Below are 25,330 nucleotides of genomic sequence, written 5' to 3' on the forward strand. Positions count from 1 at the left end.
GAGAGGAAGAGCGATGCAACTGCCGCCTGACAATTTCAACCCCGCGCCGAGTGTGGCCGAAGAACTGGAACCCGGACTGCGCCGCATTCTTGCCCCCAACCCGTCCCCTATGACTTATCGGGGCACAAACACCTATCTGATCGGCACACGCGACATCGCCGTGATTGATCCCGGACCAGCCAATTCTGACCATCTGGACGCCATTCTCGCCGCGCTTGGCCCCGGCGAACGGATCAGTCACATCGTCGTGACGCATACGCACCTGGATCACTCTCCTCTGGCCGCACCGCTATCAGACCGCACCGGAGCCCAGGTTCATGCCTTTGGTGGGCCGACGGCCGGGCGCAGCGCCGTCATGGAACAGCTTGCCGCATCAGGTCTTGCAGGCGGCGGAGAAGGCATCGACACCGCGTTTGCGCCCGATGTTACCGTGTCAGATGGCACCGTGATCGACGGCGACGGGTGGGCGCTTGAAGTCATCCACACACCCGGTCATCTGGGCAACCATATCGCGCTGGCTCTGGATGACCTGTGCTTTACAGCAGATCATGTCATGGGCTGGGCAACATCGCTGGTGTCACCACCGGATGGCGACCTGACGGATTTCATGGACAGCTGCCATCGTCTGCGCCAGCGCACCTGGAGGACCTTCCACCCTGGTCACGGAGCGCCTGTTGCCACTCCTGCAGACCGGCTGGACTGGCTGGTCAATCACCGCCAGAGCCGCGAAACCGCCATTCTGAACACCCTTGCAGATGGCCCCGCCACAGCCCGCAGCCTGGCCGAACGCATCTACACCGAGGTTCCCCCTGCACTTCTGCCCGCAGCCGAGCGCAACGTTTTCGCACATCTCGTTGATCTTATGGGTAAAAATCTAGTTTCCCCGATTGAATCTCTTTCTGCTTTGGCAACCTTCGAACGGCGCGTGTGAAGCACTCATGTTTTTTTGATATTTCCACCAAATCCCTCTGGACGCCCTCAAAACCTGTTGCTATATCCGCCAAACCGTTCCGGCGTAGCTCAGCGGTAGAGCAGTTGACTGTTAATCAATTGGTCGTAGGTTCGATCCCTACCGCCGGAGCCAAAAGTTTCAAGGGCTTAGCGAGATTTCGCTGAGCCCTTTTTCGTTTCCAGTCTCTTTTTAGTCACTTCAATCACGATGCCACTGGGGCATTGAGGAGGGAGCGCGTTGAAATCCATCGGGGATTGCAGCTACGACATATCGGGCCGCTCATCAGTCGCACCGAGAGAGTCGCCTGAGCACCACAAGTCGCAAGCAAGCAGGCAACTTGGCTGTTCTTTAGCGCTTCGGACCAGCTATTGCTGGAGCATGCTAACCCCGCGCATTACTACGCCCGTCACCACAAGAAAATTCGCCCGTTGCATAGCCGTCTTGATCAAAAACATGTAGGAGGAAAGGCATTTCAACTTCCTCATCATGTTATTACAAAAGTATCATGAATCCCAACCAGATCATGCCTAAAACGGCAAGTTCCGCCGAAGTTCCTCAAGAAGCTTCACGGTCCAAACTGAACTTCGAGGTCGCAACAACTGCGACCTTGGAAGTAATCTGGCCGAACACTAAAAACACTGTGAACACCATTTGATCAACTCACTCACCGAGTGGTAGAGATCACCCATCAAGTAGGCTTCACAAACCGACATCCGACTCATGAGATTGTGATTCGAACGAGCAGCAACTCTAACACTCCAAAGAACCAGACCAAAAATGCGCATTATTCATCACAAATCAACTATCTACAAGATTTTGTTAATCCATAACTCGAAGAGGTGCTGTCGGACATATTTGGCAGTTTGCACAAATTTAACATTAAGATCACCCCGTAAACATCTGTTATTATAAGTTTAAAAATGCCATATTTGATACCCTCTCCTGATCTGCTAAGCTAAGGTGTCTTGGCGCAGCTTCTTGGCTGCGCGCTTCGTGTCAGAATAGGGCGCTTATTGCGATGGTCTTCTTAGGAATAGCTCTTGGAGTATTGATTTCGGTGTTCTTCATACTTTGGAATAATCGAACTGTTAATGCAGAATTTGAACGTGACCTGGACGAAGTTCGAAACCTTCGGTCGGCGAGTCTCACTGAACCTGTTCGCATTCCGATTGCCATGATAGCTCAGGACATGTTACCACTTTTCGCACAACTTAAAATCGACAACAAAGTACGGATCGACATTGTCGGAAATGACGCGTCCAACGGTCATTACTCTCATTCGGACAACGGACCCATGCTTGTTGAAGGCATCAGATCATGGCTCAAATCTGGAGCGTCTGTTCGATACTTGATAATTGATTCTCGCCCAAGTAAAGAAAATAATCTTCAGAGTCTTGTGACAGAATTTCCGGAGAACTTCAAAATCGATTACATTGATCCGGCAACGCTCCCGAGCGAGAAACTCGCATTGGTGGAAAATGTCGCCGATAGACATCCGACCTTGTTGAGTAGTGATGGCTATTTTGCGCTTTGGTTGGAGGGAAAACACCCTCGTGGGTCCAAGTACGCGTACAACGTAGATTTTTATTCGCCGGAAAGTTTAAGAAACCCGGCACACAAAAAGATTTTCGACTACTATTCAAATCTGGTGACGGAAGTGACTTGCAGCGAAAGTTCTAGGGCGCTAGTTTCCGCATAGGTCGAAATCTAAGCGGGGCATTGTTCGTGGGAAATTTTCCGGAATTCGCCGTATTGGCTCAAGTCGCTGCGGTTGCTGCATTGGTTGTCACTGCTAGCATTTTGAGTGCTGGTAGTTTCACTCTCATATTTGCCGTTCAAAATGCGTTAATCAAGTACGATTCGGAGGGAAATGTTCTTACTTTTGATGAAAGTGCCGTAGACCTACGTAAAAGAATGCTTCGCTTCCCCAGGAAGGCGTGGCGTTTTTACATTTTTTCAACCTCTACTGTCGTCGCTATGGTAAGTTGCGTTGCGTTAAGGGAGTTTCCTGACACTTTTGGGATTTTCTTCTGGCTTTCATCACCAGTTGCCGATCTCATAATTAACCCAGTAACAATAACAGCAAGTTTGCTAGTGTTGGCGAGCTATGCTGTCTTTCTCGGTCACTCTGTACTGACATATAAAAAGTTATACTCTCAAATTGCAATTAGTAAATACAACCTGTAGTTGCAAAGTGCTCTGAATATTGTAACATGAAGAATACTTCCGAACTTGCGTTGAGCTGGCTTGCTTGCAGTGATGAAAGCCAGCCCTCTCAACACAAGGAGAGGATAATGAAAAATTCAACCTTCTACCGGGCGCTTTCATGCCCGGAGTGTCCGCCTGCAGCCATTGTCCTGGCATTTGTACTATTGCCAGTTGGTCTGTTCTTTGTGGGACTGTGGGCGGAGGCGATAATTCTTCTCGCACCAATGACGATCTGGTATTCAATTGTCTTGATGGACGGGGAATAATGCAAGGAGCCTCTGTTTCGAGGCTCCTTTTTCAATTCTAAATATCTCTATATGTTTGGTGTTTAATACTGTATCTGAATTGATCGCTGATACATTTTTTATAAAAATTCCAATTGGAGACTTGCTTCATAGCGCAAATTCGGGCAGTTGACTGGAATCGTGTTTGTACTTGTCTTGCGTATCACATTGAAACTCTATTTGACTACCGGTCACAACATCGGTCAATATGATGATTGTTTTCTGCGTGTTTCATCAAGCAAGAAGAACAAAGGCTTTATCTGTGATGTATCATCCTGGGAGATTTCCTGACAAGTTCGGCCTCTATCCCGCTCGAGTGCACCACACAAATTTCGAGCTGACTAGCGGCCACCTCATGGCTCTGGATGATGGTCGTCAGACTTGCCCACATAATCAAGCAAGGAAAACAAAGGCTGGATGAGCGAATTATCGTCGGACTTGATGCCATGACGCCTTCGGCCTCTGTCTCGCTCTTGTGCACCAAACGATATCATGACCACTAGACAACAGAATGGCTCAGTTGAGCCATTCTGTTTGTGTGACCTGAGTAAAATATGCAAACACCCCCTGGGAGGCCGAACTTTCGTCTGCTGGGATCTTGATCTGGTCGAGCTTGCCTTCGTCCAATAGGCGAAGGAACACTTGGTCGCAGATCTCCAAGTGTCGCTGAATATGTTCATTTTCGTTCATGACCTGAATCTATCAGACTTAGGCAAATGAGTCCTGTGAACAAAGGAAAAGGGCGCGGAAAAACCACGCCCTTTTGAGCAAACTGCTGCCCGTCTTCAGTTCAGTGCGTCATCCACGCATGGATCGTCCATTCTGAAGGTGACGCCCACGAAGGAGAGCATACCATCATCAGTCCGTTCGGTTTCCAGGCTGACATCTTCGTAGCCACAGGCTACCAGGGCGACCTGAACTTCCTGAGCTTCAGCCAAGTCTGAATACCAGGACACGGAGAGGCTCATGGACGGAGGGGCCGAAACCGAAATCGTCAGCGGTTCAGCGGTCCCGACCAGCAAGGTCTCTGCTCCGGCTGTCCCAGCAAGACTGGCCAATACGCAGCAAGCTACTAAAGTTTTCTTCATCCTGTCATCTCCTATCACCCTTACCAGACGATGCCTGGTTTCAAAGGGTGTGTAAGAGACGACTCCGCAGATAGTATCCCAAATTTCTCAGATATTTCAACTACTAGGCAGCTTGCTTTCGCCATCTATGCATTCTTCCATCAGTCTGAGCAGCTTGTTGGGTGAAGGGATATCAACCTCAGTCATGGAAGTTCGGCCTCTTTCCCACTCTTGTGCACCACACAAATTTCGAGCTGACTAGCGGCCACCTCATGGCTCTGGATGATGGTCGTCAGACTTGCCCACATAATCAAGCAAGGAAAACAAAGGCTGGATGAGCGAATTATCGTAGGACTTGATGCCATGACCCCTTCGGCCTCTGTCCCACTCTTGTGCACCACACAGGAGGGTCACGCAACTTTCAACCTTCGTGACCCATGAATACGGCTCAAACGCTGGCTTTCTTCCGGACACTGTCCGGTTCGGCCAGACGTTTTCGATGATCATGCGTTTTTCAGCGCGATTCGCATTTTCATAAAGCAAAACAAGGCTTTTTCGCAGTTCGGCCAGTTTCTCTTGGTATGCCTCTGCAGCGGCAGAGTCAGGCATCCTGTCAAGCTGGTCACGCAGCTCCACGACACGCAACTGGACGGTGTGTCGTTTTCTTTGAAACGCATCCGGGCTGAGCGTCCCGTCGATAACCAAGTCTTCCAGTCGGTCAAGCCTTCGTTCCTCGTCGGCGATTTGAAGCGACAAAGCTGCCCGCTGCTCATCTAACGTGACGATGGTGTCCGGGGTCTCAGCCTCGGCCACCTTCTTGGCGGCATGCGCAGTCAACTGCAACTGGCGCAGCTCTGCCAGGATCGCATTTTCCAGAACATCTTCGCGAACCGTCTTTGTCGAGCAGGACATTTGTTTGCAGCGGTAATACACATGTCCCTTCTGCAATTCCGGCACCATCGCCTTGTCGCAAAGACCACAGCGAAAGATGCCCTGAAGTAGGTGATTGTGGCGGGTTGACTTGGGGCCAGAGCGTTCAGCGCGTATGTCCTGCACGCGCTTCCAGGTCGCGACCGGAACGATGGGTTCATGTATACCTTCATAGGTTTGCCCGCTGCTCTTGATGTACATGAGGCCGATGTAGAAAGGATTTTGGAGGATGTTGCCGAGACCGCAGAGGGTTAGCTTGCCGCCGCGCGTGTTGCGAAGACCCCGGCGGTGCATTTCGTCGAGTAAAGAATTGTATGAATACTGGCGGCTGGCGTAGAGCTCGAACAATAGCTTGATGAGTGGCGCGGTTTTCGGGCACGGAATCTTGGGTTTGCCACCACCCTGGTTGAGGTATCCCGGCGGCGCACCCCACGGAAACAGGCCCTGCTTCAAACGCCCGGTCATTCCTTTGATGCATTCTTCGCGCAGGTTGAAGATGTAGTCTTCGGCGATGACGGCTTGCAGGTTGGCCGCCAGCCGACCACCACGAGATTTGAAGTCCAGGCTTTCGGTGGCAAAGAAGATGTCGATTCCAAGGCTGGGCAGTTCAGACACGAGCGCCCAGTCCCGCAGGTTGCGTGCCGACCGGTCGATCTTGTGCATGATGAGACCAGCGGCTTTGCCCTGCTTGAGTTGCCGGAGCATCTGGTTGAAGATCGGTCGCCCCCGTTTGGCGGCGGTTTCTTTTTCCTCGAACCATTTGATTACCGAGAGATTATGCTGACTCGCAAAGACCGTGATGGCGTCTTTCTGTGCTTCGAGTGATACACCCTCGCCTTGCTTCTGGGTGGATACCCGAATGTATCCAAAACACGGTTTCATACGTCAGAGTTAGTGTCCTCGGACTCTACCAGATCTTCAGAATTTTGCGAATCCGGCCACAGCCATTTGCCGTCGGCCAGGAGGCGTTCATAGACACGTTGGCAGATTTCCAAATGGCGCAAAATGTGTTCATCTTCAGTCATGTGGTCATCGTACTTGAACCACGGATGCCGACTAGCAGCCGTACTATGGAGCGCGATGATACGGTGGATACATTGTTGCAGAGAATGGCTTCAGCCGCTCGCCTTCGTGCATCAGCCACACGGCGGCGCGATGGTTCGGCTGGTTCTGGAAATCGCGCGCAGAAAAAGGCGGCAGCATTCGCTCGAACAATGGCGCGTCATTGGCTCCGACACGGTAGACAATCATCGTGCCAACATTGCCCAAGATGGCGTCACGCACTTCCACGTCGGTCTGAGAGAGGTGCTGATGTGCCAGGATTAGGCCGAGCCCATACTTGCGGGCCTCCGAAAGTAGCCCGGCGAACGACTTCGTAGTGAGGTTGTGGAATTCATCGACATAGAGGAAAAAGGGACGGCGCGCGGTCTCAAGCTGCCCGTGCCGAGTGAAAGCCGCCTGCATGATGCTTGACGTGATCAGTCCGCCGAGGATGTTCGAAATGTCCGCCCCCAATCGGCCTTTTGCCAGGTTGACGATCAGGATGTTGCCGCTGTCCATGATCGACCGGAAGCTAATTGGTTGATCTGGCTCGCACAGCGCGGTCCGCACGATTGGATGCGCTAAAAATGCCCCAATTTTGTTCGCAACCGGCGAAATACCGTCAGCGCTGGTCTGGTAATTGAGACTGGGAAATTCTTCCTTCCAGAAAAAACGCACCTGTGGATCGGTGAGAGCTTCTGTAACTTGGCGTCGGAAGCCTTTGTATACGAAGAGTTTCATGAGGTCGCGAAGATCAGCGCTCGGCTGCTCCAAAAGCGCAAGAACGGCATAGCGCAACAGATGCTCCATCCGCGCGCCCCATGCGTCCGGCCATTGCTTTTTTAACGTTTCGATCAGCGCTGATGCAACTAACGGTCGATACTGCTTTGATACGCGCTTGAGCGGGTTGTATCCGAGGCGACACGTAGGGTCGGCGATGTTCCAATACAGATGATCGGTTTCCAGCTTTTCGTGAAGGCTCTCGGCGAGATCACCATGGGGGTCGATCAGGCAAAACCCGTTGCCCTGCCTGGCATCTTGCCATGCCATATTGAGCAAAAGCGTCGATTTTCCCGTACCAGTCTGCCCGATTGCATAGAGATGCATCAGCCGATCCGAATGAGTGATCCCAAAAGAAACCGGGTCTTCATACCGGCGATGGGCAAGACCGAGGATTGTGTGTGTGCCAGAACGCATTCCCTTATTGTCCCGGTCGAAAGACCGACCAGCTAGCAGAGCACATATCACCCCGTGTGATCCGGTGACTGCTATCGCCCGGCACCCAACCACGGCATCATGGCAACAGATCAGTTCTTTCACGCATCGCCTTCGGCGGAGCGGCCAGGAAATCCTTCCTGCCCGCTCCACCCTGAAGGAGATGCATCATGGGAAATCTGCAAGAAGCAATCGAAAGCGACATCGGCTCGGTTCCGCGTTGCCGAACCTGCGGTTCGGAACGCGTCGCCAAAGACGCATGGGCCTGCTGGAACCCGGAATTCGGGCTCTGGGAATTGGAGACCGTGTTCGATCAGGAACATTGTCACCAGTGCGAAGGTGAGACAAAATTCGTCTGGTCTCGCGCCGAGACGCCACCGCAACTGCGAATCCGGGAGATCAATGACCGTTTTCGCCGTGAAGGGCGCGGCAACGGATCGACAATGCTCACCATCGGCATTCAGGAACGTGGCGGTGAATTCGCGGTGGCTGCCATCAAGGCGGTCAGGTCATTCGAGGACTTCTCGGATGATAACGATCCATGGGGCGAGCACGACTTCGGCGCGGTCGAGATTCAGGAGGAAAAGGTCTTCTGGAAAATCGACTATTATTCCCCTGACCTCACCGCCGGGAGCGAGAATCCTGCCAACGAAGGGATCACACATCGTGTCCTCACCATTATGCTGGCGTCGGAATACTGACATGGCCAAGGATGGTTATGCGGTGTTTGAGCTGGTCTGGGACGGGCGTCCGATCAAAGTGGCGTATCAGGCCGACTGGCTCAATACAGGGCACTGGCACATTGAATTGCGCTCTGACGCCGTGCTGCCGGTGACGCAGACAGGGTATCGGTCACAATTTGTGCCATACAATGGCATTGCCGACGCGGCTGAAGTCGAAGAATACGTCACCGCCTGGCTCAACCACGCGGCCACTGACCCCGCGTGGCAAAAATGCCTGCAGGATGAACGCCAGCTCAAATTGTTCTGAAAATATCCCCAACCCCTATACGCTGCCTGCTTGTCGGGCAGCGTTTTTTGTCGGTGATTGATAATTTATGAAAGAAATGGGGTCTGAAAAACGTCTTAACCTATGCAGCTTCGGTCAGCGCAGCCATCTCTCCGGGGCTCACTCACATCAGTATAGATGTTGCTGAGCCGATTGACGCCGAACTGGCAGAGACAAACACGTAACGACGGGATGTTCGTTTGTTGCCGGACCCATAAGGGGTCCGGATCACGCATACCCGCACGTCACCGAATGTGCGCCGTGCAAAACCGATTTCCGGTCACCTTATCATTCCCGCATATGTCCTGCCCGCTTTGGCAGCTGACGTTCGCAACTTAGACTGATGCTCTATCAGTTTAATCAATAAGATAATGAGCACCCAATTTGCCCAAGACCTGCGTTTGGCGCGGCGCAAGGCGGGCTATACCCAGGATGATCTTGCCCATCTTCTCAGCACCCACCAGTCTGCGGTGTCTGATCTCGAGCATGGCAAACAGCGCCCCACGTTGGAACAGATAATCGAGCTGTCGCTTGTCTATGGCCGGTCCTTCGAATGCTTCTTCGGAGAAATCATGGCCGAGCGGCAACAGCACCTCACGGTTCGGCTTGGCACGCTGCCGCCGATCAACAAGCCAACAGCGCACACCTTTAACCGCAACGGGTCGTTAGAACGCCTCAGGCGGCGTCTCAAAGACCGCGAGAACCATGGCAGCGCTTAAGGTCCTCGCCGTCGCGGTGGCCTCAGGCCGCGCCGGATACGTTTGTCTCGACGGAACGACGCTGCGTGACTGGGGCATTACCGTCAACGCGGTGAAAAGCACAACAGAGATTGCCGGGTTTGTGCAGACACTCGTCAATGAGCTCAAACCCGATGTGATCGTCACGGAAAGATGCGATGAACACTGCCGCAAGGGCAAAAAGGCGAAGACGCTGATCAAATCAGTCGCCGAGATTGCCAGCCACAACTACGTGCTTGACGTATCGGTGGCGCGGCCACGCAATTTCCAGTCAAAGTATGAAGAGGCGGAAGACCTGGTGCAGCGACACCCGGATCTCATGGGATACTTGCCAAAGGGCAAACGACGTATCTTTGATTTTGAGCCACGCGGGATGATCCTCTTTGAGGCGATGGCGCTGGCTGAAGAGGTCCTCCATGGCCCGCCAACCCAGTTCGCCGCTGCCATGGGCTAGCAAGACGGCCAAATACAGTTTGACAAGCTGCAACTAACGGTTGCAGCTTTTTCATATTCCAACGAGGAAGGAACTATCCATGCGATCCTATGAAGCTGCCCGTTCCTATTTCAGTTTTCTTGGTTTCCTTTCCTGGTGCATCATCATTCTTGGCGGCTTCGTCGCTGTTGGCGCGATTGTGGCGATTTCGGAGATGAGCCGAAGTTACGGCGGATCACCCATGGCCGGACTGGCCGGGCTTGTGCCCGGAGTAGGGATCATGTTTGCGGGATTTATGGGTCTGGTGGTTGTGCAGATCGGACGGGCCGGTGTCGATTCCGCTGAGTACGCGCAGCAAAGTCTGCAGATCGCGCGCGAGCAATTGGAGATATCGCGCCAATCGCAGCGATCTGGCATCCAAGGGGCTGACGGGTTTGCAGCCGTTTCCAAGGAAGCCGAGGCCACAGAACAGACCGGACCATCATTCAGCGATGTGAACGTTTCGAAACAAGTGCAAATTGATTTGCCGCCCGAGGCGCGTATGGAGGATGCGTCAGAGAAAAATACAGATCCATCGACACCTGTCTCTGCTCGTGTGGCCCTTGGCTTGGAGGACGGGGTTCTGGAATATGGCGGGAAATCGATTGAGGTAAGGGGCGGAAAATTTCTGGTTGCCGAAATGGCCTTCACCCGCCTTGCAGGCGCTCAGGATTATATCGATCACACCAGCGCCGATACGAGTCCCGAACTCAGTGGCGTTAGACGCTCGTGAAGGAGTGATTGACCCCCATAGGGCACCCCCAACCTTTATGGGTATCTAGTATGGGGAAACATGCGTGAACATTTTGAAACATTGCAGAACAAAAAAGGCCAAGCCCAACCCGTGACTTTATCTGTTTTTCCATATGAAAAACGCATCCTCTCCGCTGCCTTCGGGGATGCTCTGGCCTTTGGTGATTAAACCGGCATGCGCGTTTCAATCTCTCACCACACGGTTCGAAAAGGCTTGGTCCTGAAGACGACGTACTACGAGGTACATCTGTCGGTTGCCTTCACCCATGAAGAAAAACAGATCATCCGGCAAAGAGGGTTGTTGAAAACCAAGTTGCTGGATCGTCGCCCGGCCGATGCAAAGAACGATGCAAGAGACGAGAAGTTTGAATTGCGTGTCGAACACCTGATGAATGAACAGCTTGACCGCTTTCTCTGCGCCAACCCATCGAAGGCAAAAATCTACGAAGACGCATTGCTCGATGTTCTGGGCCAGATGAAGCTCTGGCTCGATGACAACGCCGATACCGGTTCACGAACTGTGGTTGAGTTCTGATGTCACGCAGCACCTCCGGTGATATCGGCGGCATGGTCATAGTGCTGGCGATCTTCGGGATCGTGCTGATGATTGCGATGATCGTCACGCCTGTCGTGCTGGTCGCGATCCCGGCGTATGTCGGCTATCGCCTCTACACCGAAAACCCCAAACGGCTTGAACGACTGGCGCGCGAAGAGACAGAAATCCTGTACAACCATGCGCTGGCCGGTTCGGTGCAATTGACGGACGACGAGATCGAAACGACGCTTGCGCAGCACTGGCCACCGGACTTGCCCGGCTCGCTTCGGATTCAACTTCTGGATGTCGGCAAGGCTATCTTTCAGCAGGAGGGGCTGATGCCGGATGTGCCACCGCTTCCAGCCTTGTGCAATACAGTCGAGGGCGCGCGATACCGCGACATGCTGGCGAAAGCCGGTCAGGCGCGCAGTGACCGCGTGATGGTGATGTCGGCGCTGGAAATCATCAGTCAGGCGCTGGCTCCGATTGCCAATTCCGTGCCGCCGATTGAGGGCGATGTGCTGGTCGAGGTCACCCAGTTCACGCACCCGCTTGGACAGGCCGTGGAGAACGTCATTGCGCCGTTCTTTGCAGACAATGACTACATGCACTTCAAGGGGCTGAAGGACCGGCTTGATGCCAACCTCACCGCTACACATCGCACCAACCCGGTTTATCCCGTCGACTACAAAGGCGATGATGTCGTCGAAGCCTATCTGCGTGGCACTTATCTCAAAAACCTGTTCAGCCTGCGCACGCCATTCTCGATCCCCGAAGACCGTCGCTTTGAACATACCCATATCGTTGCCGGGTCCGGCCACGGCAAAACCCAGACCCTGCAATACTTCATTGCCAAAGACCTTGAGGACGTGGCGCGCGGCGACAAGTCGGTTGTGGTGATCGACAGCCAGGGTGATCTGATCAACACGATTCTCAAGGCCAGGACCCTGCCGCCCGAACGGATCGTGTTGATTGATCCCGAGGACATTCAGTATCCAGTGAGCCTCAATCTGTTCTCGGTCGGCCAAGACCGGCTGCAAAGCTATGATCCGCTGGAACGCGAACGCCTGACCAATTCGATCATCGAGCTTTATGACTTCGTATTGGGCTCGCTGCTGTCTGCGGGCATGACTGCCAAACAAAGCGTGGTCTTCCGCTATGTCACCCGGCTGATGTTCCACATCCCCGACGCCACCATCCACACATTGCGCGATTTGATGGAACCCGGCGGCACCGACAAATACCGCGACCATATCGAGAAACTCGAAGGCACCCCGCGCCGGTTCTTTGAAACCGAGTTCGACAGCAAGGAGTTCACCAATACCAAGACCCAGGTTCTGCGCCGTCTCTATGGCGTTCTGGAAAACCAGACTTTCGAGCGGATGTTCACGCATCCGGTTTCCAAGTTCGACATGTTCACCGAGTTGAACGCGGGCAAGCTGATCCTGATCAACACGTCCAAATCGCTGCTGAAAGAACAGGGCACTGAAATCTTCGGGCGGTTCTTCATCGCGCTGATTACTCAAGCCGCCCAGGAACGCGCCACTCTGCCCGGATACGACCGACTGCCGGTCATGGTCTATATCGACGAAGCCCAGGATTACTTCGACCAAAACATCGGCATCATCCTCAGCCAGGCGCGCAAGTACAAGGTTGGCATGGTGATGGCGCACCAATATCTGGGCCAACTCTCAAATGGCTTGCAGGAAGCCTTTGAGGCGAACACCTCGATCAAACTGGCCGGTGGCGTATCGGCACGCGATGCCCGTGCCCTGGCGGGGCAAATGTCCTGCGATCCGGATACCATCCAGCGCCAGCCCAAGGGTACCTTTGCCACCTTCGTGCGTGGCCTGACTGCACGCGCCGTGCCGATCAGCTTTCCGTTCTTCGTGCTGGAAAACCTGCCACGCGCCACAAAAGAAGAGGTTGAGGCTATCCGGCAACAGTGCCGTGACGCCTACGCAGAACCATGGCAGAGCAAGGCAGAACATGAGGACACACCGCCAGAGGAAGACCCGGAGCCGCCGGAAGAAAACGACCCGGAAGATCCCACGGAGCCTTCGTCGGAGCTCTGAGACGGTCTAGTTTGCCTGCATGACACATGCAGAGACCGACAGTTTGGGACGCGCCACGTTCCATCATATCGCTCCACAAGCAGGTATCCGCCCCACCGCGCGCGAAACCCGCTGGCTCAAGCACATTGAGCGCCACGGCCCACAAAGCTCGCAGTATCTCTACGAGCTGACACGCGACACCCATCGCTGCAAAGACACCGCGCTGCGGCAAATGCAAAAGCTGCGCGCCGGAGGATTCCTGACCCTGCCCAAACAACAACGCGCCACTGACCATGCTGAGTTCAATCCATACATATATGACCTGACGAAACAGGCTAAAGACCACTTGTATGATCTTGGCCTTGCCGAACCCACGGTCCGCCCGACCGGGCATTGGTGGCATGGATACATGACGTCCTGCGTTACCAGTTCCATCGACATCGCCGCCGCCCGCGATGGTGTCCGATATATCCCGGCCCATGATATTCTGGCCATCAAGAATGCACAGCTGACCATTCCCGTTGGGCGATCAAAACTGATCCCGGACCAGCTCTTTGCGCTCGATTATGGCGGCAGGTTCCGGGTTCTCGCTTTAGAAGTGGATCGTGGCACAGAGCCAAAGACGTCTCCAGCCAAGCGGAAAAGCTGGGCACGGTCGATTGAACAATACCGTCAGGTCATTGATCAGAAAATATACAAATCCCACTTTGGTTTGAAAGCCAACTTGCTTGTGCTCTTTGTGTTCACAAGACCAAGCAATGAGCAGCAATTTCTTGAAATGTTAGCCGATGATTGCAGCAGTTTTGCCAGATCAGTGCTGGTTCAATCCGTGCCTCAAAATGGCAGACAAGAGATCGCAAGCACGGTGCAAAGTTACCTATTTGATTGTCCGTGGAACCGTGCTGGCGGCGGCTCTGTCGCCTTTGCCCGTGCGACATAGACTATCCCTTCCGCTTCAGCGCCTCAACAACCTTGCCCTTGAAAGCATCTTTTGACGGCGCCTCCTTGTACAAAATCGCAGCCTGAAGATTGGCGTGGCTCGTGCCTTCAACGCGCTTCAACTTGGGTCGGAATTGGCCCGGCTGTTCGGGGTCATCTTCAAAGACATAGGTCATGAACACAATGTTCACGTTGTTGTTCTTGATGTCGGGAGACCGCATGAAATCGGCCTTTTCGATCACCGTTTGATATACCTGATCTTGGATCACTGCGATAATCTTTGTGCCCCAATGGTGGTGGAAGTATCCTTTGCGGATCAGCTGCGTGATATACCGCTTGTATACGTTGTCCCAATTGAAGCCGTAGGTCGGGCGCTTCGGCAGCTGATCGCCATCTCGCAGCGCTTGGTACGCCGGAAAGACAGAGCCGGTAATATCAATTGCCTGGAGCTCAACTGATAGGAAGTTACCGATGCTGCCATCCGGGTTCTGATCGGCGACAACGAAATCAACATTCCCGAACCCCTTCATCTTCACCTCGGTGGCGACAACGGGGTTTTGAGGCGCGTCAAAGGGCCAGCAATGCTCCACGACCGCCTGAAGCCAGTCAACTTGATAAAACCGCTTGGGACACACACAGATCAGATCGCGTTCGGTGTCCCGTTCACCTTTTGCGTTCTTCCAAAGCGAACATACGGGGTACGGCTCCGTGCCGAGATTGGTTGAACGTTTTGGGCAGCGTGAATCGATATAGGGACAGAGAAAGCCGTTTTCGGACGGGTTGGTTCTGGCGCTCGCGCGTTTTCCCTGAACTTCGGCAATGGCGTCAGGTGGGTCAAACGGCATGCAGGAGGCCATGATCGTCAGCAGGAGCAACCTCGTTCCGCTTCATACCATCAGCAGCCATGACAGCCTGAATAACGGCCCGCCCCAGCAACGGAGGAACAGCATTGCCAACCTGCACATACTGTTCGGTGCGGCTGCCGGAAAAGGTGAAGAAGTCGGGGAAGGATTGTAGTCGTGTGGCTTCGCGAACTGAAAACGAACGGTCTTGCGTTGGGTGGATGTATGCGCCCCAGTGCACGTCGCACTTGGTAAGGATAGTGCACGCGAGATCGGACTTCTTTGGTCGCCCATAGCGTTTTGTGTGATCGCTGCGCTTGGCTTTCTTCATCCCTGCAGGCAGTAGTTCAAATGGGATATCCCTCCATGACCCACCCGGCGGGATGTGCTGCATTCTCTCCAGATTGGTATTGGAGAGGCGCGGTGCGCTGTGGTTCTCAACGACTTGACGATCGCCACGAAGTAGCGTTTGGTACGCATTCTGAGGCCGCTTCGCATATGCCTGCGGACCAAGGTCCTGTCCGTTTTCCAGCGGCGGCAAATCAGAAATGGCATCCCAAACGGTTACGAATGGTTCAAGTTCCGGGCCGTGTGTAGGTGTTGGGAAAAGGATTGGGCAATCTTCTTCCTTGGTCGCGATGAAGAACACCCGGCGGCGTTCCTGTGGTACCCCGTACTCTTCCGCCTTTAGTGGCTTCATATCCACCCGGTAGCCAAGCTTCCGCATACCTGCCTGGATTTCGCGGACAATGCCGCCTCCGGCAATCGATGTGATCCCGGTGACGTTTTCCATCACCAGCCATCGCGGCTGAATCTCTTCCACAATCCGCAGGTATTCCTTGAAAAGGCCCGCGCGGGGATCATCGATACCGCGCTGATGGTTGTATACTGAGTATCCTTGGCATGGCGGGCCACCGGCAATGAGGTCAATCTCACCCGGCTTGGCCCCTGACGCGGAAAGCAGGTCAGATGCGGAGACGTCTTGGATCGGTCCATGAACAAACTTAGCTTCAGAGTGCGTTGCTTCGAATGTGCGGCCAAAGGTTGCGTCGATGTCCTGCCCGGCAAGGACATGTACACCGGCCTGCCGAAAGCCCTCTGATAGTCCGCCAGCACCGCAAAACAGATCGATGGCCGTCCAATCGCGCATTTTTCACCCTCTCCCGCATCTTGTGCGATGCTGTTTGCCCAATACAACAGGTTGCTAGTTGACCTGCAACATGTTTAGCATAGGCGAATAATGTTCACAATATGTTCTTGCTGTTTTCGTTGTGCGATGTTGTCGTGCGGTGAGATCACAAAAAATGCTATCAACCTAACAAGTAGCCAGCCATGAAACTTACACACGCCCACATCCGCAATTTCCGCTCGATCCTCGACTCAGGAAAATTTTCAATCAGCGATCTTTGTTGCCTCGTTGGCAAGAACGAGGCGGGGAAAACAGCGACACTGTCTGCCCTTCAATCTATCCGCCCTTATGGCCAGGCCCAAACGATATTTGACGTGACAGAAGATTACCCACGTAGATTCGCAACCCGATACAAAGAGCGACATCCGCACAGTGAGGCAACAGTAGTCGAGACGTGGTGGCAAATGTCTGACAAGGCCCATGCCCTTCTCGCCGAGGCACTCACATCAGGAGCTCAGAAACTGAGAAACCAGCCACAACCAAAAAAACCTGCGACGCTTGCACGACAATGACACAAATCATAGCATTCAGTAGAGTGTTAAATTGCACCCAAGAAACCATTGCATAGATTTAAAGGTTGCCTGAAATGAAGCCAGTAAACATCCTACACATTTCCGACCTGCATTACAAAACCAGCCGCTCATACGATCAAGGAGTTGTCCTCGACGCCCTGCTGAAGGATGTTTCACTACAGTCAGAATTGGTTGGTTCCCCCGACCTAATAGTTTTCTCTGGAGACCTCGTACATTCAGCAGACGACGAACGAATATACGAGAAACTATACGACGACTTTATCGACAAATTACTCAGAGTAACGAACTGCGATCACACTAGGATATTCTTGACACCGGGAAACCATGACCTTAGCCGCAAGTTCTTACAGAGTCACACCGCTGAACAAAGTGAAGTCGAAGTAAATTCAACCGAAAGAGAGAAACTGAATAAATTCTACTTATCAGGGAGAGCCGCAGAAATTGCGCGTCTAAAGTCAGAAGAGTTTTTCGATTTTGCAGAATTTTTTGAACCCGAAGGAGAAATACACGCTGACGAGATAGTTTCACTCCACGACCTCAACGAATTAGGGGTGTCCATAGTAAGCCTCAATACTGCTTGGATGGGTTGGGCAGGAATTGACAAACGGAGTGACCTGCAACGATTAGCCGTACCCGAAGCGGCTATCTCCAAAATCCTTAAAAAGATCCCGAACAACCGCTACGTTATCTTTAATTTCCACCATCCCTTCGAGTGGCACGCAGAGCATGCAAACCACGATTTCAAGGATCTCAGCCAAGATAAAGGAAACCTATTTCTTTATGGTCACGTACACGATCCGCGCCCCATCGTTTATGCGGGCGAGGATCTCGGAGTAGTGCATAACCAAGCCGGCGCTTTATATACTTGGCGGCAAGACCGTTACCTCGGATATGCCATGATCCGAGTCGAACCAGAGCTCAAGCACACAGAGCTTACCTGGAGATCCTATTTCGACAAAAGACGCGCGTTCGATACTGCGACCAATGTGAATGACAACCTTGGCATCCACTACTCCTCCGAAGACGCCCGCAATCACTTCTCGGAGATAATAGATATACGGAAATCGATACGAATAAATGAATGGGTTGAAGGGAAAGTAAAGCCGTTCATTCTAGAAGAATTTTCTGATGGAATATTGGATCGCCCGACTCCCGAACTATTTGTAGCTCCGCCGCTATCGAAGCTTGTCCAAGACAGTGATTCCAGCGACGACATCGCAGGAGAGGTTGTAGAGCATTCTTGCACAATCGAAGACGTACTTGCTGATGAGTTGAATTATTTGTTCGAAGCATACCCGGAGCACGGCAAAACGGCTATGCTTAATAAATTATGTATGGAGATAGCAAATTCGGCAGCTACGCGCGGTAGCAGCAAGCGCGTCGTACCAGTGTTGCTTCAGTTCAGTGATTTCGTACCAGGTACTAAAAGGGGTGAAAAAGCTGTGCGAGATAAACTTCCCGGCACTCCTGAAGGATGCGACGTCGAACTATTGCTCTCTGAGGGATGTTTCACAATTTGCGTTGATGACGTTGTCTTTTCTGACGGCAGGCGAATGAAGGAACTAAGGGACTTTATATCGAAGTATAAAAATAACAGATTTTTCATAACCACCACGACTGTCCGTCGCCACGATAATCTAGTTCCCAGCACAGGTCTCGGCGCTCATTTCGAAAGAACTAGGCTCCATCAATTTCGCCGACCTGACCTTCGAAAGCTGGTCAGAAAAATTGACGAGGCAAATGGGTCGGAAGAAGAGCTACTGGACAGGGTCATTGCGGAACTTCGCGCCATGAACGTTCCGGCGACGCCACTGAACAGTTCACTGCTGATGGATATTCTATCTAGAGACAGCAGCTTCTCCCCCATAAACCGGCCGACGCTTATCGAGAGATTTATTGAAACGCTTCTAAAGAAACGATCCTTGGGGGAGGTGGAGCGAAAAAAATTCGACTTCCGAAACCAAGTCCATTACTTGGGTTTTGTCGCTGAACATATGTGTCGAACGAACAAGTATGTACTCGACTACGATGAGCTATTTGGTATCACCTTAAGTTATCTGAAAAGCCTCGGGCTGAATTTCGGCGCCCGTGAGATTATAGACAATACAATTCACTCTAAGATATTTTCCGAGAAACGCGGCGAGAATTCCATTTCTTTCCGCTTTAGAGCATTCCTCGAGTTCTTTGTTGCCACTAGAATGCGGGAACAAGGTGATTTTAAGAAGTGGATTTTCGAAGAGAATCGTTACCTGAGTTACCTAAACGAGATCGAATACTACGCTGGGCTTGAAAGAAACGATCTTAGCCTTCTCCAGATGGTGTCTAAACGCCATTTGGCGCATCACCTTTCTGTGTTCGGTGACGTTTTTGACAAAATTCTTGATGATGAGCAATTCTCGAAACTCCCCAACTCCCTTGAAAGCAGCAGACGGTTCGCAGACGATCTTGCCGAGCAGATGAAGGACGCACCGCTTTCCGCGGAAGAGCGTGACGAAGTACTGGACGCGGAGTTACCTCGTGATGCTGAAGGGCGACAAGAGGTGTTTCGCCCCTCTGCCAAAGAGGCCCCTGCGAAATATATTCTATCGCTGTTTATGTATACCTCGCTTGTGAAGAATACTGAATTGATCGAGGATACCGAGAAGAGGTATCACTTGTCTTGCGTACTTAAGAGTTGGTCTTCATCTATTGTTGCTTCATTTCTTTCAATACCGAGCTTGGTCAAAAATCGCCGAATGACTTTGAACGGCCTTACCTATGTGGTTTCGTTTCCGAGGGAGCTTTCCGACGAAGAGGTCGCTAAGAAGATTGCGCTCGGACTACCGAAAGAAATCGCTCGCTTGGTACATCTTTTGATCGCAACTGAGAAACTTGAGTATCAGCTTACTCAACCCACGATCCAAGAAAGCGGCGAACCCAATATTACTGCTTTTCTCCGAAGCTCGCTATACATTGATTTAAAACTGATGAACTGGTGGAAGGAGCCGGGTAAATTTATTGATCGGGTTCAAGGCGATAACTATTTCCAAGAAGTCATGCTAAGTAAAGCGGCGGACGTCTACAGGCTTGGCGCGTTTTCAAAGACGGTTGGGCAGGAACTGGAGAATGGAATCGTGGAAACATATGCTAGGCTTTACTCGCCTTCCAGGGCCCAAATAGGCGAAATTCGCAATAAAAAGAAAGCAGACATGCGTCGAATGAAACACTTGCGAACTCTTCGGGCGAAGCTACTTGGTGATAACGATTAGGTGAGCTGCCCCCCGAAACTCGAACACGCTCTTGCAACGAACGGCTGGAATGCGGGCTGCTAACGCAGCATTCGGGCCCGACGCTCAAGGTCGGCTTTGGGCCGTTCGGGACGTGCCCGGCAGATGGGTGACCGAACTGTGCACGCCCGGTCACCCTGCTCCTGTATCAGGAGTGTCGGGTAGGTATTTCACGACAATCCAGCCGTGATTGCAGCCAGTCCAGCACCTCATCCTCAACCCATCCCACCCTGTTAGGGCCCAGCTGTACCCGCTTGGGGAATTGGCTTGCCTTCTCGAGGCGTGCGACGTGTTGCGGTGAATACAAGACCAACTCCTTCAGCTGGCGTTTTGAAAGTATCCTCATCACGATCTCTCCATGTTAGAAGAGCATCGCGATGCCCTAGGGTTGACAAAAGCCCAGGCAGAACCACCTTAACAGCCTTCCAACAATTTGGCGATGTATTCGTCGTACTGAGCTACCGCCTCGCGCATTTCCTCCATGTACGAATGGCGGTTATAGACCGCCGCCACGCCGCTGATAGTGCCGGACACGTGATTCAGGAGCTTTTCCGTCACATGGATCGGTGTGCCCATCCTAGCGTGGATCGTCGAGAATGTGCGCCGCAGATCGTGCAGCGTGAAATGGACAAGGCCGGTTTCCTCCACAATCCGTCGCTGCGACCGTGACCAGCCATTGTATGGCTTGTCATCGGCGGGTGTGCCGAAGACGTACCGGCTGCCACCTTCGATGTCGCGCAACAGCGCCAAAGCTTTCGGTCCGAGCGGAACGGCATGCTCCCGCTTGTTCTTGGTGCGGTCGGCAGACAGTACCAGCAGATCATCGTCGATCTCTGACCACAAGAGGTTAGCGATCTCGCCCTTGCGCTGTCCTGTGAGCGCCAGCAGCGTCACTATGTCGTTGAACCTGCCACGGTGTTTGAGTGTACGCTTCAGCAGCATCCGGAGTTCGTCGTCGGACAGAACGCGTTCACGTGGTTGGGATTTATTTGGCCGTTTCAGCGCTTGCAATGGATTGGCTGCAAGATACTGGCGGCGTACCGCCCAGTTGAAGAACACCTTGAACGTGGTGAATGCATAGTTCTGGCTGGATGGGCTCTTGGTGTATCGTTCGATGGCACGGACTACTTGGCCTTGTGTGATGTCTGAAATCGGTCCCTCAAAGGATATGTGAGTGAGGTAGAGCACGTAGCCCTTAAGCGTCGAACCGCGAAGCCGTTGGCGGCAGTCCCGCAGGTATTCCTCAGCAACTGCCTGATACTCGAAAACCGCGTCATGACCACCTGCCTGCACCTGGGTGGCTTGGAATAGCTTTGCCTTCTTGCGCGCTTCGGAGAGTGGCAATTCGGGGTGGCGGCCAAGCGTCTTCAAGCGCCGGTCGCGGCCATACATGACGACATAGGACTTACGTTTGCTTGAACACCTGACGCCGAAGCCGGGTGTGGTTTCGTCCCAGTATGTGACCTGGCTCTTCTCCGGCAGTGAGAGCTTCTTGACGCCAAGATCGGTGAGCCGCATCTTCATTTTAGTCTCTTTTTAGTCTCTCAAATCGCATGCATAAGGGCGGTATTCTATGTTCACCTATGCGCATGACTTTTACCTAACTTACTGTTTTTATACAGAAGATGAGAAGCAGTGTACAGCAATGTTTACCCCCGGAATCTGACTGTTAATCAATTGGTCGTAGGTTCGATCCCTACCGCCGGAGCCATAAAAAACCCTTTAAGGTGAGTGCCTTAAAGGGCTTTTTTTGTTTAAGCGGCAACGCTCAGCTCCCTGTGCGTAAGCACTATGTAAGCAATATCTGTCAAAGCCATTCAACGTGCTTACACGCATCGCTTACAAGCCCAAACTTAGAATGGCGGTAGTCCTGCAAGAAGCGATCACCGATTAGTCAGGCGGAGAACTTGGGAATTGTTCCTCTTGGTCATCCTGAGTGTTGTGTGTTGGCGGAAGTATTTCTATCGGCACGTCCCAGCGGCGTATGTCTAACTGCTCATCGCGGATTCCTGCGAGTGTCAGCGCCTTGTAAACGTCTCCGAAAGCGATCAGGTCTTTTGACAGTGGCGTGCTGCCTTGCAAAACCCAAACTTCAAAATCAGTTTCCGAAAGAGTGATGCCAGTGCCTTTTTCCACGGCCCTAAGAGCGAAGCGCCGGGCTGGAGTGTATTGAGCGTTGTCGGGTTCGTACTCGCCAGCGAGAATAGACAGCCCTAATCTAGCAAGTTCGAGATCAAGTTTGCGGTCGTCCGTTTGAAACTGGAACCAGCCCGTAGTGACGCCAACGACTGCGGTGGCGACGCCTCCGCCTACGAAACCTAGTATCGTTGAAAGGCGAGTAGCCTTGGCGTTCAATTCAGCTATGCGAAGCTCCAGAGAGTTTTCGTCCATAAACAATGCCCTATCAAATGCTGTCACTAAGGATAATACGTTTTCAACATAAAGGCGAGTTGATTGCCAGTCTTGGCTATACAGGCTTTAGCTTGTCAGCAAAAAGGCGAAGGCTGTCTAGATCAAGGGGCGTGATCTTGGTTGAGACGCTGTGCGCCAGCCTGCGCAGTTCAAACAAATCAGGGTCAGTGAAACCTTGAAGGCGTAGAGCCGGAACATCCGCGTCTAGGATCATCTGCACCAGCTTGGCCGCATAATCGCGTTGTTCTGCGTCGGTCGGGTTCGGGGGCAGTGTCGGGAAAATCTCGGCGGGGGTCATGATGCCTCACAGGCTGTTATTGCGGATCGGCACAGGTTGATCAGTGGGCACCGCTTGCACACGATACTTGATGGTGCCGCCCATGGCATCGGTGCCCCGGATTTCCGTCACCTGATAGAATATCCCGTCATACAGGATCACGGCCCGGTCATCGGGTTGAGCCTCGCTGATTATGGTCAAGTCAGCATCACCCGAATAGTTGGTGTCGATTATGAATGTGTCGTCTCGGGTGAAGTCTCTCAACCCATAGGTTTCTTCACTTAGATCATATTCAAAGATTCCAGCAGCGTCTGTGATCCCACGGCCCTGTTCATCCACGGCAACGGTGTAGACGCTGACCGGTTTCCATGCCGGGTTGTGGCGTGCAGCACGTTTCAGGGTCGCGGCGTAGGTCATGCGTCCTGTTCCTCAATCTGAGGCTTTGCAGTGGGCAACGTCACGCCCTGCCAGCCCACCAGAGCCATGGCAGTGGCCAACGGCACGCCCGAATTGACCAGCACACCCACCGCACGGGCACGGCCTGCCACATCGCTGGACATCATGTCGTCAATGCCCAGACGGGACACGCCCAGCTTGGCGGTCAGTTCGGGGGTGATTTGCCGGGCGATTGGTTCAACGGTTTGCAGTGCAAAGAGCCGGTATGCTTCGCGCATGGCTCCTGCGTTTCCTGAGCCGGTAACCAAAGATGGAGGAACACCAGCAGCCAAAACAATGCGCTGATGTAGGGCATCGGCTTGGGGATTAATATCAAGTTTCCGGAGGTCCGGTGTGAGTTCGACACGGTGCAATTCCTTCCTATCGCCGCCTGTGTGGGTGGCGTGATCAGCTTTCGACGTCACCACGGCCAAGGAACCATTGCGCAGCCCTGACAGGGCCTTGCCTTGCTGTTCTTCGGGGATGTTCGCGGGCATCGGCAACAGGCCCTTGCCAGCCATCGGCAGAGCTGACGAAACCGCCTGTTCAATCTCGGCCACCAATGCCGGTGACGCGCCCATAAGCGCAAACGGTGATCGACCGCGCCACGGTTGCGCCGGGTCCGGGTTGATTTTGAGTTTCAACACCTCGGGTTCCAGAGCCTTAATCGTTTCCGTGGTATTGGGCTTGGCTATGTGAAGGTGATACCGCCCATTGCCCAATTCATCCCAATACGCTACCGGCACCAGTTCCAGTTCATTTGCGTGAACCCGGATGTGCCAGACGCTTTCACCACGCAAGCACAGGTCCAGCCCGATGGACGCCAGAATGTCCGGGGTCAGTACGTTCGCCAGAGGCTCAGGGGTCAGCATGGTGAAGGCACGTGACCATGCGCCAACGCAGGCCCCCACGGTCGCACTCAGGGTGGCGGAACCGTCCATTTGCAGGTTCTTGCGCTTGGCGTCGATGTATTGCGCCGTGACGGTCGGAAACGCGCTGCGCTGTTCCATCTCGGGTTTGCGTTTGAAAGGCCAGATCACTTGCGCACCTCACTTGCCAGCATGGGACCGGCCCCGGAGGCCCAGAACAGTCCCATGAGGCTTTCACGGGTGAACCCGCTGTCACCAGCATTCTGTGATTTGAATTCCCGCCGCTGCGGCATCTGCACCAGTTGATACAGGGCGAGATTGGCCACGGCTTGGATCACATGGGCCGGGGGTGTTCCCGGATCGACTGCGCCCACTTGAGTGATCCGCCAAGTTTCAGTCACCGGGGTGTCAATGTCGATCAGGCCCGCGATGTGTTCAACGTCGAATACCACCCACTCGCCATTGGTGCGGCGCTCAAAGGTGAATGCGTCGGGTGCTGGGTGCCAAGGCCAGCGATACACGCCAATGCCTTTCACCTGAATAATGCGCTGCGCCGCTGTCACGGGATAGCACCGACGGTCACAGAAGGCTTCGGCCTGCGCCCATGCGGTTGCAATCATGGCTGTGGCCTGTGCTTCGGTTGCGCCCGCTTCAAGGGCCACTTCGCTGGCCACGGGGCTGGTCGGCAGTGCGCCGCGCGTTTCCTCGTTGTGCAGTGTATCAATCATCATGGCAGAGCGATCCTGTGGCGGGGTTTCGTGGTGGCGTGGGCCATGGCGCGCAATTCAGCTTCGCTTGCCTCATAGGCGGGGCGCGTCACCAGACTGAGTTCATACAGCAGCAAGTGCGCCAGTTCGCGGATCATCACGCCGGGGTTGCCGGGTTCTGGCACCAGTTTTTCAGCATCGGGCACCACGTCTTTTGGCGGCACACGGAAACCGGGCGACACGCCCTTGATCAATCCCGCGCCCAACATGGCCAGAGCGTCGGTCACGTGGGTGGCGCGTTCGGCCCCCTCGGGAATGGTGGCGATGAATTCAAGGAATTCTTCGGTGTCATTGAACACCAGATTGCCCGCTTTCTTGCTGGCCAGAGGCTTATCAAAGCTGTGGCCCACCAGCATGTTCACTTCGCGGTCAGGGTCTTTGAGGGTGAAGTCAAAAGCCCCCGGCAGAATGGTTTCCTTGCGCACGCTGCCCCGGTCGGACAACACGGCAAGGGCCTTGTAGGGAAAGCGACCCACAATCGTGGGTCGCCCCCCGCGTTGCCGCACCTCAAGGGATTGTGCGGCCCATATGGCGCGGCATTCCAT

28 protein-coding genes and 1 tRNA gene are annotated in these 25,330 nt (G+C 53.4%); 16 read left to right on the forward strand and 13 right to left on the reverse strand.

Going from position 1 to position 25,330, the window contains the following annotated elements; all coding sequences use genetic code 11:
- Window positions 1–13 precede the first annotated feature (13 nt).
- From FOY56_RS09670 to FOY56_RS09690, 5 genes are all read left to right on the forward strand, one after another.
- The gene (locus FOY56_RS09670; protein WP_146345624.1) at window positions 14–931 is read left to right on the forward strand and encodes an MBL fold metallo-hydrolase; all 918 of its coding nucleotides are present in this window, start codon (window positions 14–16) and stop codon (window positions 929–931) included.
- A gap of 78 nt (window positions 932–1,009) precedes the next feature.
- Window positions 1,010–1,084: transfer RNA gene (locus tag FOY56_RS09675), tRNA-Asn, on the forward strand.
- Between the two features lie 886 nt (window positions 1,085–1,970).
- A complete protein-coding gene (locus FOY56_RS09680) occupies window positions 1,971–2,651 on the forward strand; it encodes a hypothetical protein (RefSeq protein ID WP_146345625.1) in 681 nt (226 codons plus the stop codon).
- Between the two features lie 26 nt (window positions 2,652–2,677).
- The gene (locus FOY56_RS09685) at window positions 2,678–3,139 is read left to right on the forward strand and encodes a hypothetical protein (protein ID WP_146345626.1); all 462 of its coding nucleotides are present in this window, start codon (window positions 2,678–2,680) and stop codon (window positions 3,137–3,139) included.
- Between the two features lie 107 nt (window positions 3,140–3,246).
- Window positions 3,247–3,426, forward strand: coding sequence for a hypothetical protein (locus FOY56_RS09690; protein ID WP_146345627.1), 180 nt, complete (start codon window positions 3,247–3,249; stop codon window positions 3,424–3,426).
- Between the two features lie 803 nt (window positions 3,427–4,229).
- Here FOY56_RS09690 and FOY56_RS09695 read toward each other — a convergent pair.
- The 3 genes from FOY56_RS09695 to FOY56_RS09705 all read right to left on the reverse strand — a co-directional run bounded on the left by FOY56_RS09695 (window position 4,230) and on the right by FOY56_RS09705 (window position 7,679).
- Entirely contained in the window at window positions 4,230–4,532 is a 303-nt protein-coding gene (locus FOY56_RS09695) for a hypothetical protein (RefSeq protein WP_146345628.1), read from the reverse strand.
- Window positions 4,533–4,781: 249 nt separating this feature from the next.
- Entirely contained in the window at window positions 4,782–6,323 is a 1,542-nt protein-coding gene (locus FOY56_RS09700) for a recombinase family protein (protein WP_146345629.1), read from the reverse strand.
- Window positions 6,324–6,509: 186 nt separating this feature from the next.
- Entirely contained in the window at window positions 6,510–7,679 is a 1,170-nt protein-coding gene (locus FOY56_RS09705) for a type IV secretory system conjugative DNA transfer family protein (RefSeq protein ID WP_146345630.1), read from the reverse strand.
- 188 nt (window positions 7,680–7,867) lie between these two features.
- Between FOY56_RS09705 and FOY56_RS09710 the strand changes: the two genes are divergently transcribed.
- The 9 genes from FOY56_RS09710 to FOY56_RS09745 all read left to right on the forward strand — a co-directional run bounded on the left by FOY56_RS09710 (window position 7,868) and on the right by FOY56_RS09745 (window position 14,196).
- The gene (locus FOY56_RS09710; protein ID WP_146345631.1) at window positions 7,868–8,398 is read left to right on the forward strand and encodes a DUF3768 domain-containing protein; all 531 of its coding nucleotides are present in this window, start codon (window positions 7,868–7,870) and stop codon (window positions 8,396–8,398) included.
- Window position 8,399: 1 nt separating this feature from the next.
- Complete coding sequence (locus FOY56_RS09715; RefSeq protein ID WP_146345632.1) at window positions 8,400–8,687, forward strand: hypothetical protein; 288 nt, start codon at window positions 8,400–8,402, stop codon at window positions 8,685–8,687.
- Between the two features lie 389 nt (window positions 8,688–9,076).
- Entirely contained in the window at window positions 9,077–9,424 is a 348-nt protein-coding gene (locus FOY56_RS09720) for a helix-turn-helix transcriptional regulator (RefSeq protein WP_146345633.1), read from the forward strand.
- Window positions 9,411–9,896: a hypothetical protein gene (locus FOY56_RS09725; RefSeq protein WP_146345634.1), complete on the forward strand. Its 486-nt coding sequence runs from the start codon at window positions 9,411–9,413 to the stop codon at window positions 9,894–9,896. Before FOY56_RS09720 ends, FOY56_RS09725 begins: the two co-directional genes overlap by 14 nt.
- 40 nt (window positions 9,897–9,936) lie before the next feature.
- On the forward strand, window positions 9,937–10,647 hold the full coding sequence (locus FOY56_RS09730; protein WP_222434971.1) for a hypothetical protein: 711 nt from the start codon (window positions 9,937–9,939) through the stop codon (window positions 10,645–10,647).
- 60 nt (window positions 10,648–10,707) lie between these two features.
- Window positions 10,708–10,836 (forward strand): hypothetical protein, encoded by a 129-nt coding sequence (locus FOY56_RS24070; RefSeq protein WP_281288815.1) that lies wholly within the window; start codon window positions 10,708–10,710, stop codon window positions 10,834–10,836.
- 6 nt (window positions 10,837–10,842) lie between these two features.
- Window positions 10,843–11,202: a hypothetical protein gene (locus FOY56_RS09735; protein WP_146345636.1), complete on the forward strand. Its 360-nt coding sequence runs from the start codon at window positions 10,843–10,845 to the stop codon at window positions 11,200–11,202.
- A complete protein-coding gene (locus FOY56_RS09740; RefSeq protein ID WP_186766295.1) occupies window positions 11,202–13,277 on the forward strand; it encodes a type IV secretory system conjugative DNA transfer family protein in 2,076 nt (691 codons plus the stop codon). The genes FOY56_RS09735 and FOY56_RS09740 overlap by 1 nt, the downstream gene beginning before the upstream one ends.
- Window positions 13,278–13,296: 19 nt before the next feature.
- Window positions 13,297–14,196, forward strand: a complete 900-nt coding sequence (locus FOY56_RS09745) for a replication-relaxation family protein (protein ID WP_146345637.1) — start codon at window positions 13,297–13,299, stop codon at window positions 14,194–14,196.
- Between the two features lies 1 nt (window position 14,197).
- On the opposite strand, the gene FOY56_RS09750 is transcribed toward FOY56_RS09745, so the two are convergent.
- Together FOY56_RS09750 and FOY56_RS09755 are read right to left on the reverse strand one after the other, a co-directional pair.
- On the reverse strand, window positions 14,198–15,070 hold the full coding sequence (locus tag FOY56_RS09750; RefSeq protein ID WP_146345638.1) for a NotI family restriction endonuclease: 873 nt from the start codon (window positions 15,068–15,070) through the stop codon (window positions 14,198–14,200).
- The gene (locus FOY56_RS09755; protein WP_146345639.1) at window positions 15,030–16,187 is read right to left on the reverse strand and encodes a DNA cytosine methyltransferase; all 1,158 of its coding nucleotides are present in this window, start codon (window positions 16,185–16,187) and stop codon (window positions 15,030–15,032) included. The genes FOY56_RS09750 and FOY56_RS09755 overlap by 41 nt, the downstream gene beginning before the upstream one ends.
- A 182-nt stretch (window positions 16,188–16,369) precedes the next feature.
- On the opposite strand from FOY56_RS09755, the gene FOY56_RS09760 reads away from it, so the two are divergent.
- Complete coding sequence (locus FOY56_RS09760) at window positions 16,370–16,738, forward strand: AAA family ATPase (RefSeq protein WP_146345640.1); 369 nt, start codon at window positions 16,370–16,372, stop codon at window positions 16,736–16,738.
- A gap of 74 nt (window positions 16,739–16,812) precedes the next feature.
- Window positions 16,813–20,007 carry a metallophosphoesterase gene (locus FOY56_RS09765; RefSeq protein WP_146345641.1) on the forward strand — a complete coding sequence of 1,065 codons (3,195 nt, stop codon included), beginning with the start codon at window positions 16,813–16,815 and terminating at the stop codon, window positions 20,005–20,007.
- 166 nt (window positions 20,008–20,173) lie between these two features.
- On the opposite strand, the gene FOY56_RS09770 is transcribed toward FOY56_RS09765, so the two are convergent.
- From FOY56_RS09770 to FOY56_RS09805, 8 genes are all read right to left on the reverse strand, one after another.
- Window positions 20,174–20,371, reverse strand: a complete 198-nt coding sequence (locus tag FOY56_RS09770; protein ID WP_146345642.1) for a helix-turn-helix transcriptional regulator — start codon at window positions 20,369–20,371, stop codon at window positions 20,174–20,176.
- 68 nt (window positions 20,372–20,439) lie between these two features.
- A complete protein-coding gene (locus tag FOY56_RS09775; RefSeq protein WP_146345643.1) occupies window positions 20,440–21,549 on the reverse strand; it encodes a tyrosine-type recombinase/integrase in 1,110 nt (369 codons plus the stop codon).
- Between the two features lie 366 nt (window positions 21,550–21,915).
- Window positions 21,916–22,416: a hypothetical protein gene (locus tag FOY56_RS09780; protein ID WP_146345644.1), complete on the reverse strand. Its 501-nt coding sequence runs from the start codon at window positions 22,414–22,416 to the stop codon at window positions 21,916–21,918.
- Window positions 22,417–22,492: 76 nt separating this feature from the next.
- Window positions 22,493–22,735 carry a hypothetical protein gene (locus tag FOY56_RS09785; protein ID WP_146345645.1) on the reverse strand — a complete coding sequence of 81 codons (243 nt, stop codon included), beginning with the start codon at window positions 22,733–22,735 and terminating at the stop codon, window positions 22,493–22,495.
- Between the two features lie 6 nt (window positions 22,736–22,741).
- Complete coding sequence (locus FOY56_RS09790; RefSeq protein WP_146345646.1) at window positions 22,742–23,131, reverse strand: hypothetical protein; 390 nt, start codon at window positions 23,129–23,131, stop codon at window positions 22,742–22,744.
- Entirely contained in the window at window positions 23,128–24,189 is a 1,062-nt protein-coding gene (locus tag FOY56_RS09795; RefSeq protein WP_146345647.1) for a phage portal protein, read from the reverse strand. The genes FOY56_RS09790 and FOY56_RS09795 overlap by 4 nt, the downstream gene beginning before the upstream one ends.
- On the reverse strand, window positions 24,186–24,749 hold the full coding sequence (locus tag FOY56_RS09800; RefSeq protein WP_146345648.1) for a hypothetical protein: 564 nt from the start codon (window positions 24,747–24,749) through the stop codon (window positions 24,186–24,188). The genes FOY56_RS09795 and FOY56_RS09800 overlap by 4 nt, the downstream gene beginning before the upstream one ends.
- Window positions 24,746–25,330, reverse strand: coding sequence for an HK97 family phage prohead protease (locus FOY56_RS09805; RefSeq protein WP_146345649.1), 585 nt, complete (start codon window positions 25,328–25,330; stop codon window positions 24,746–24,748). Before FOY56_RS09805 ends, FOY56_RS09800 begins: the two co-directional genes overlap by 4 nt.

Origin of the sequence: Falsiphaeobacter marinintestinus (assembly GCF_007923355.1) — a bacterium.
Classification (GTDB): domain Bacteria; phylum Pseudomonadota; class Alphaproteobacteria; order Rhodobacterales; family Rhodobacteraceae; genus Phaeobacter_A; species Phaeobacter_A marinintestinus.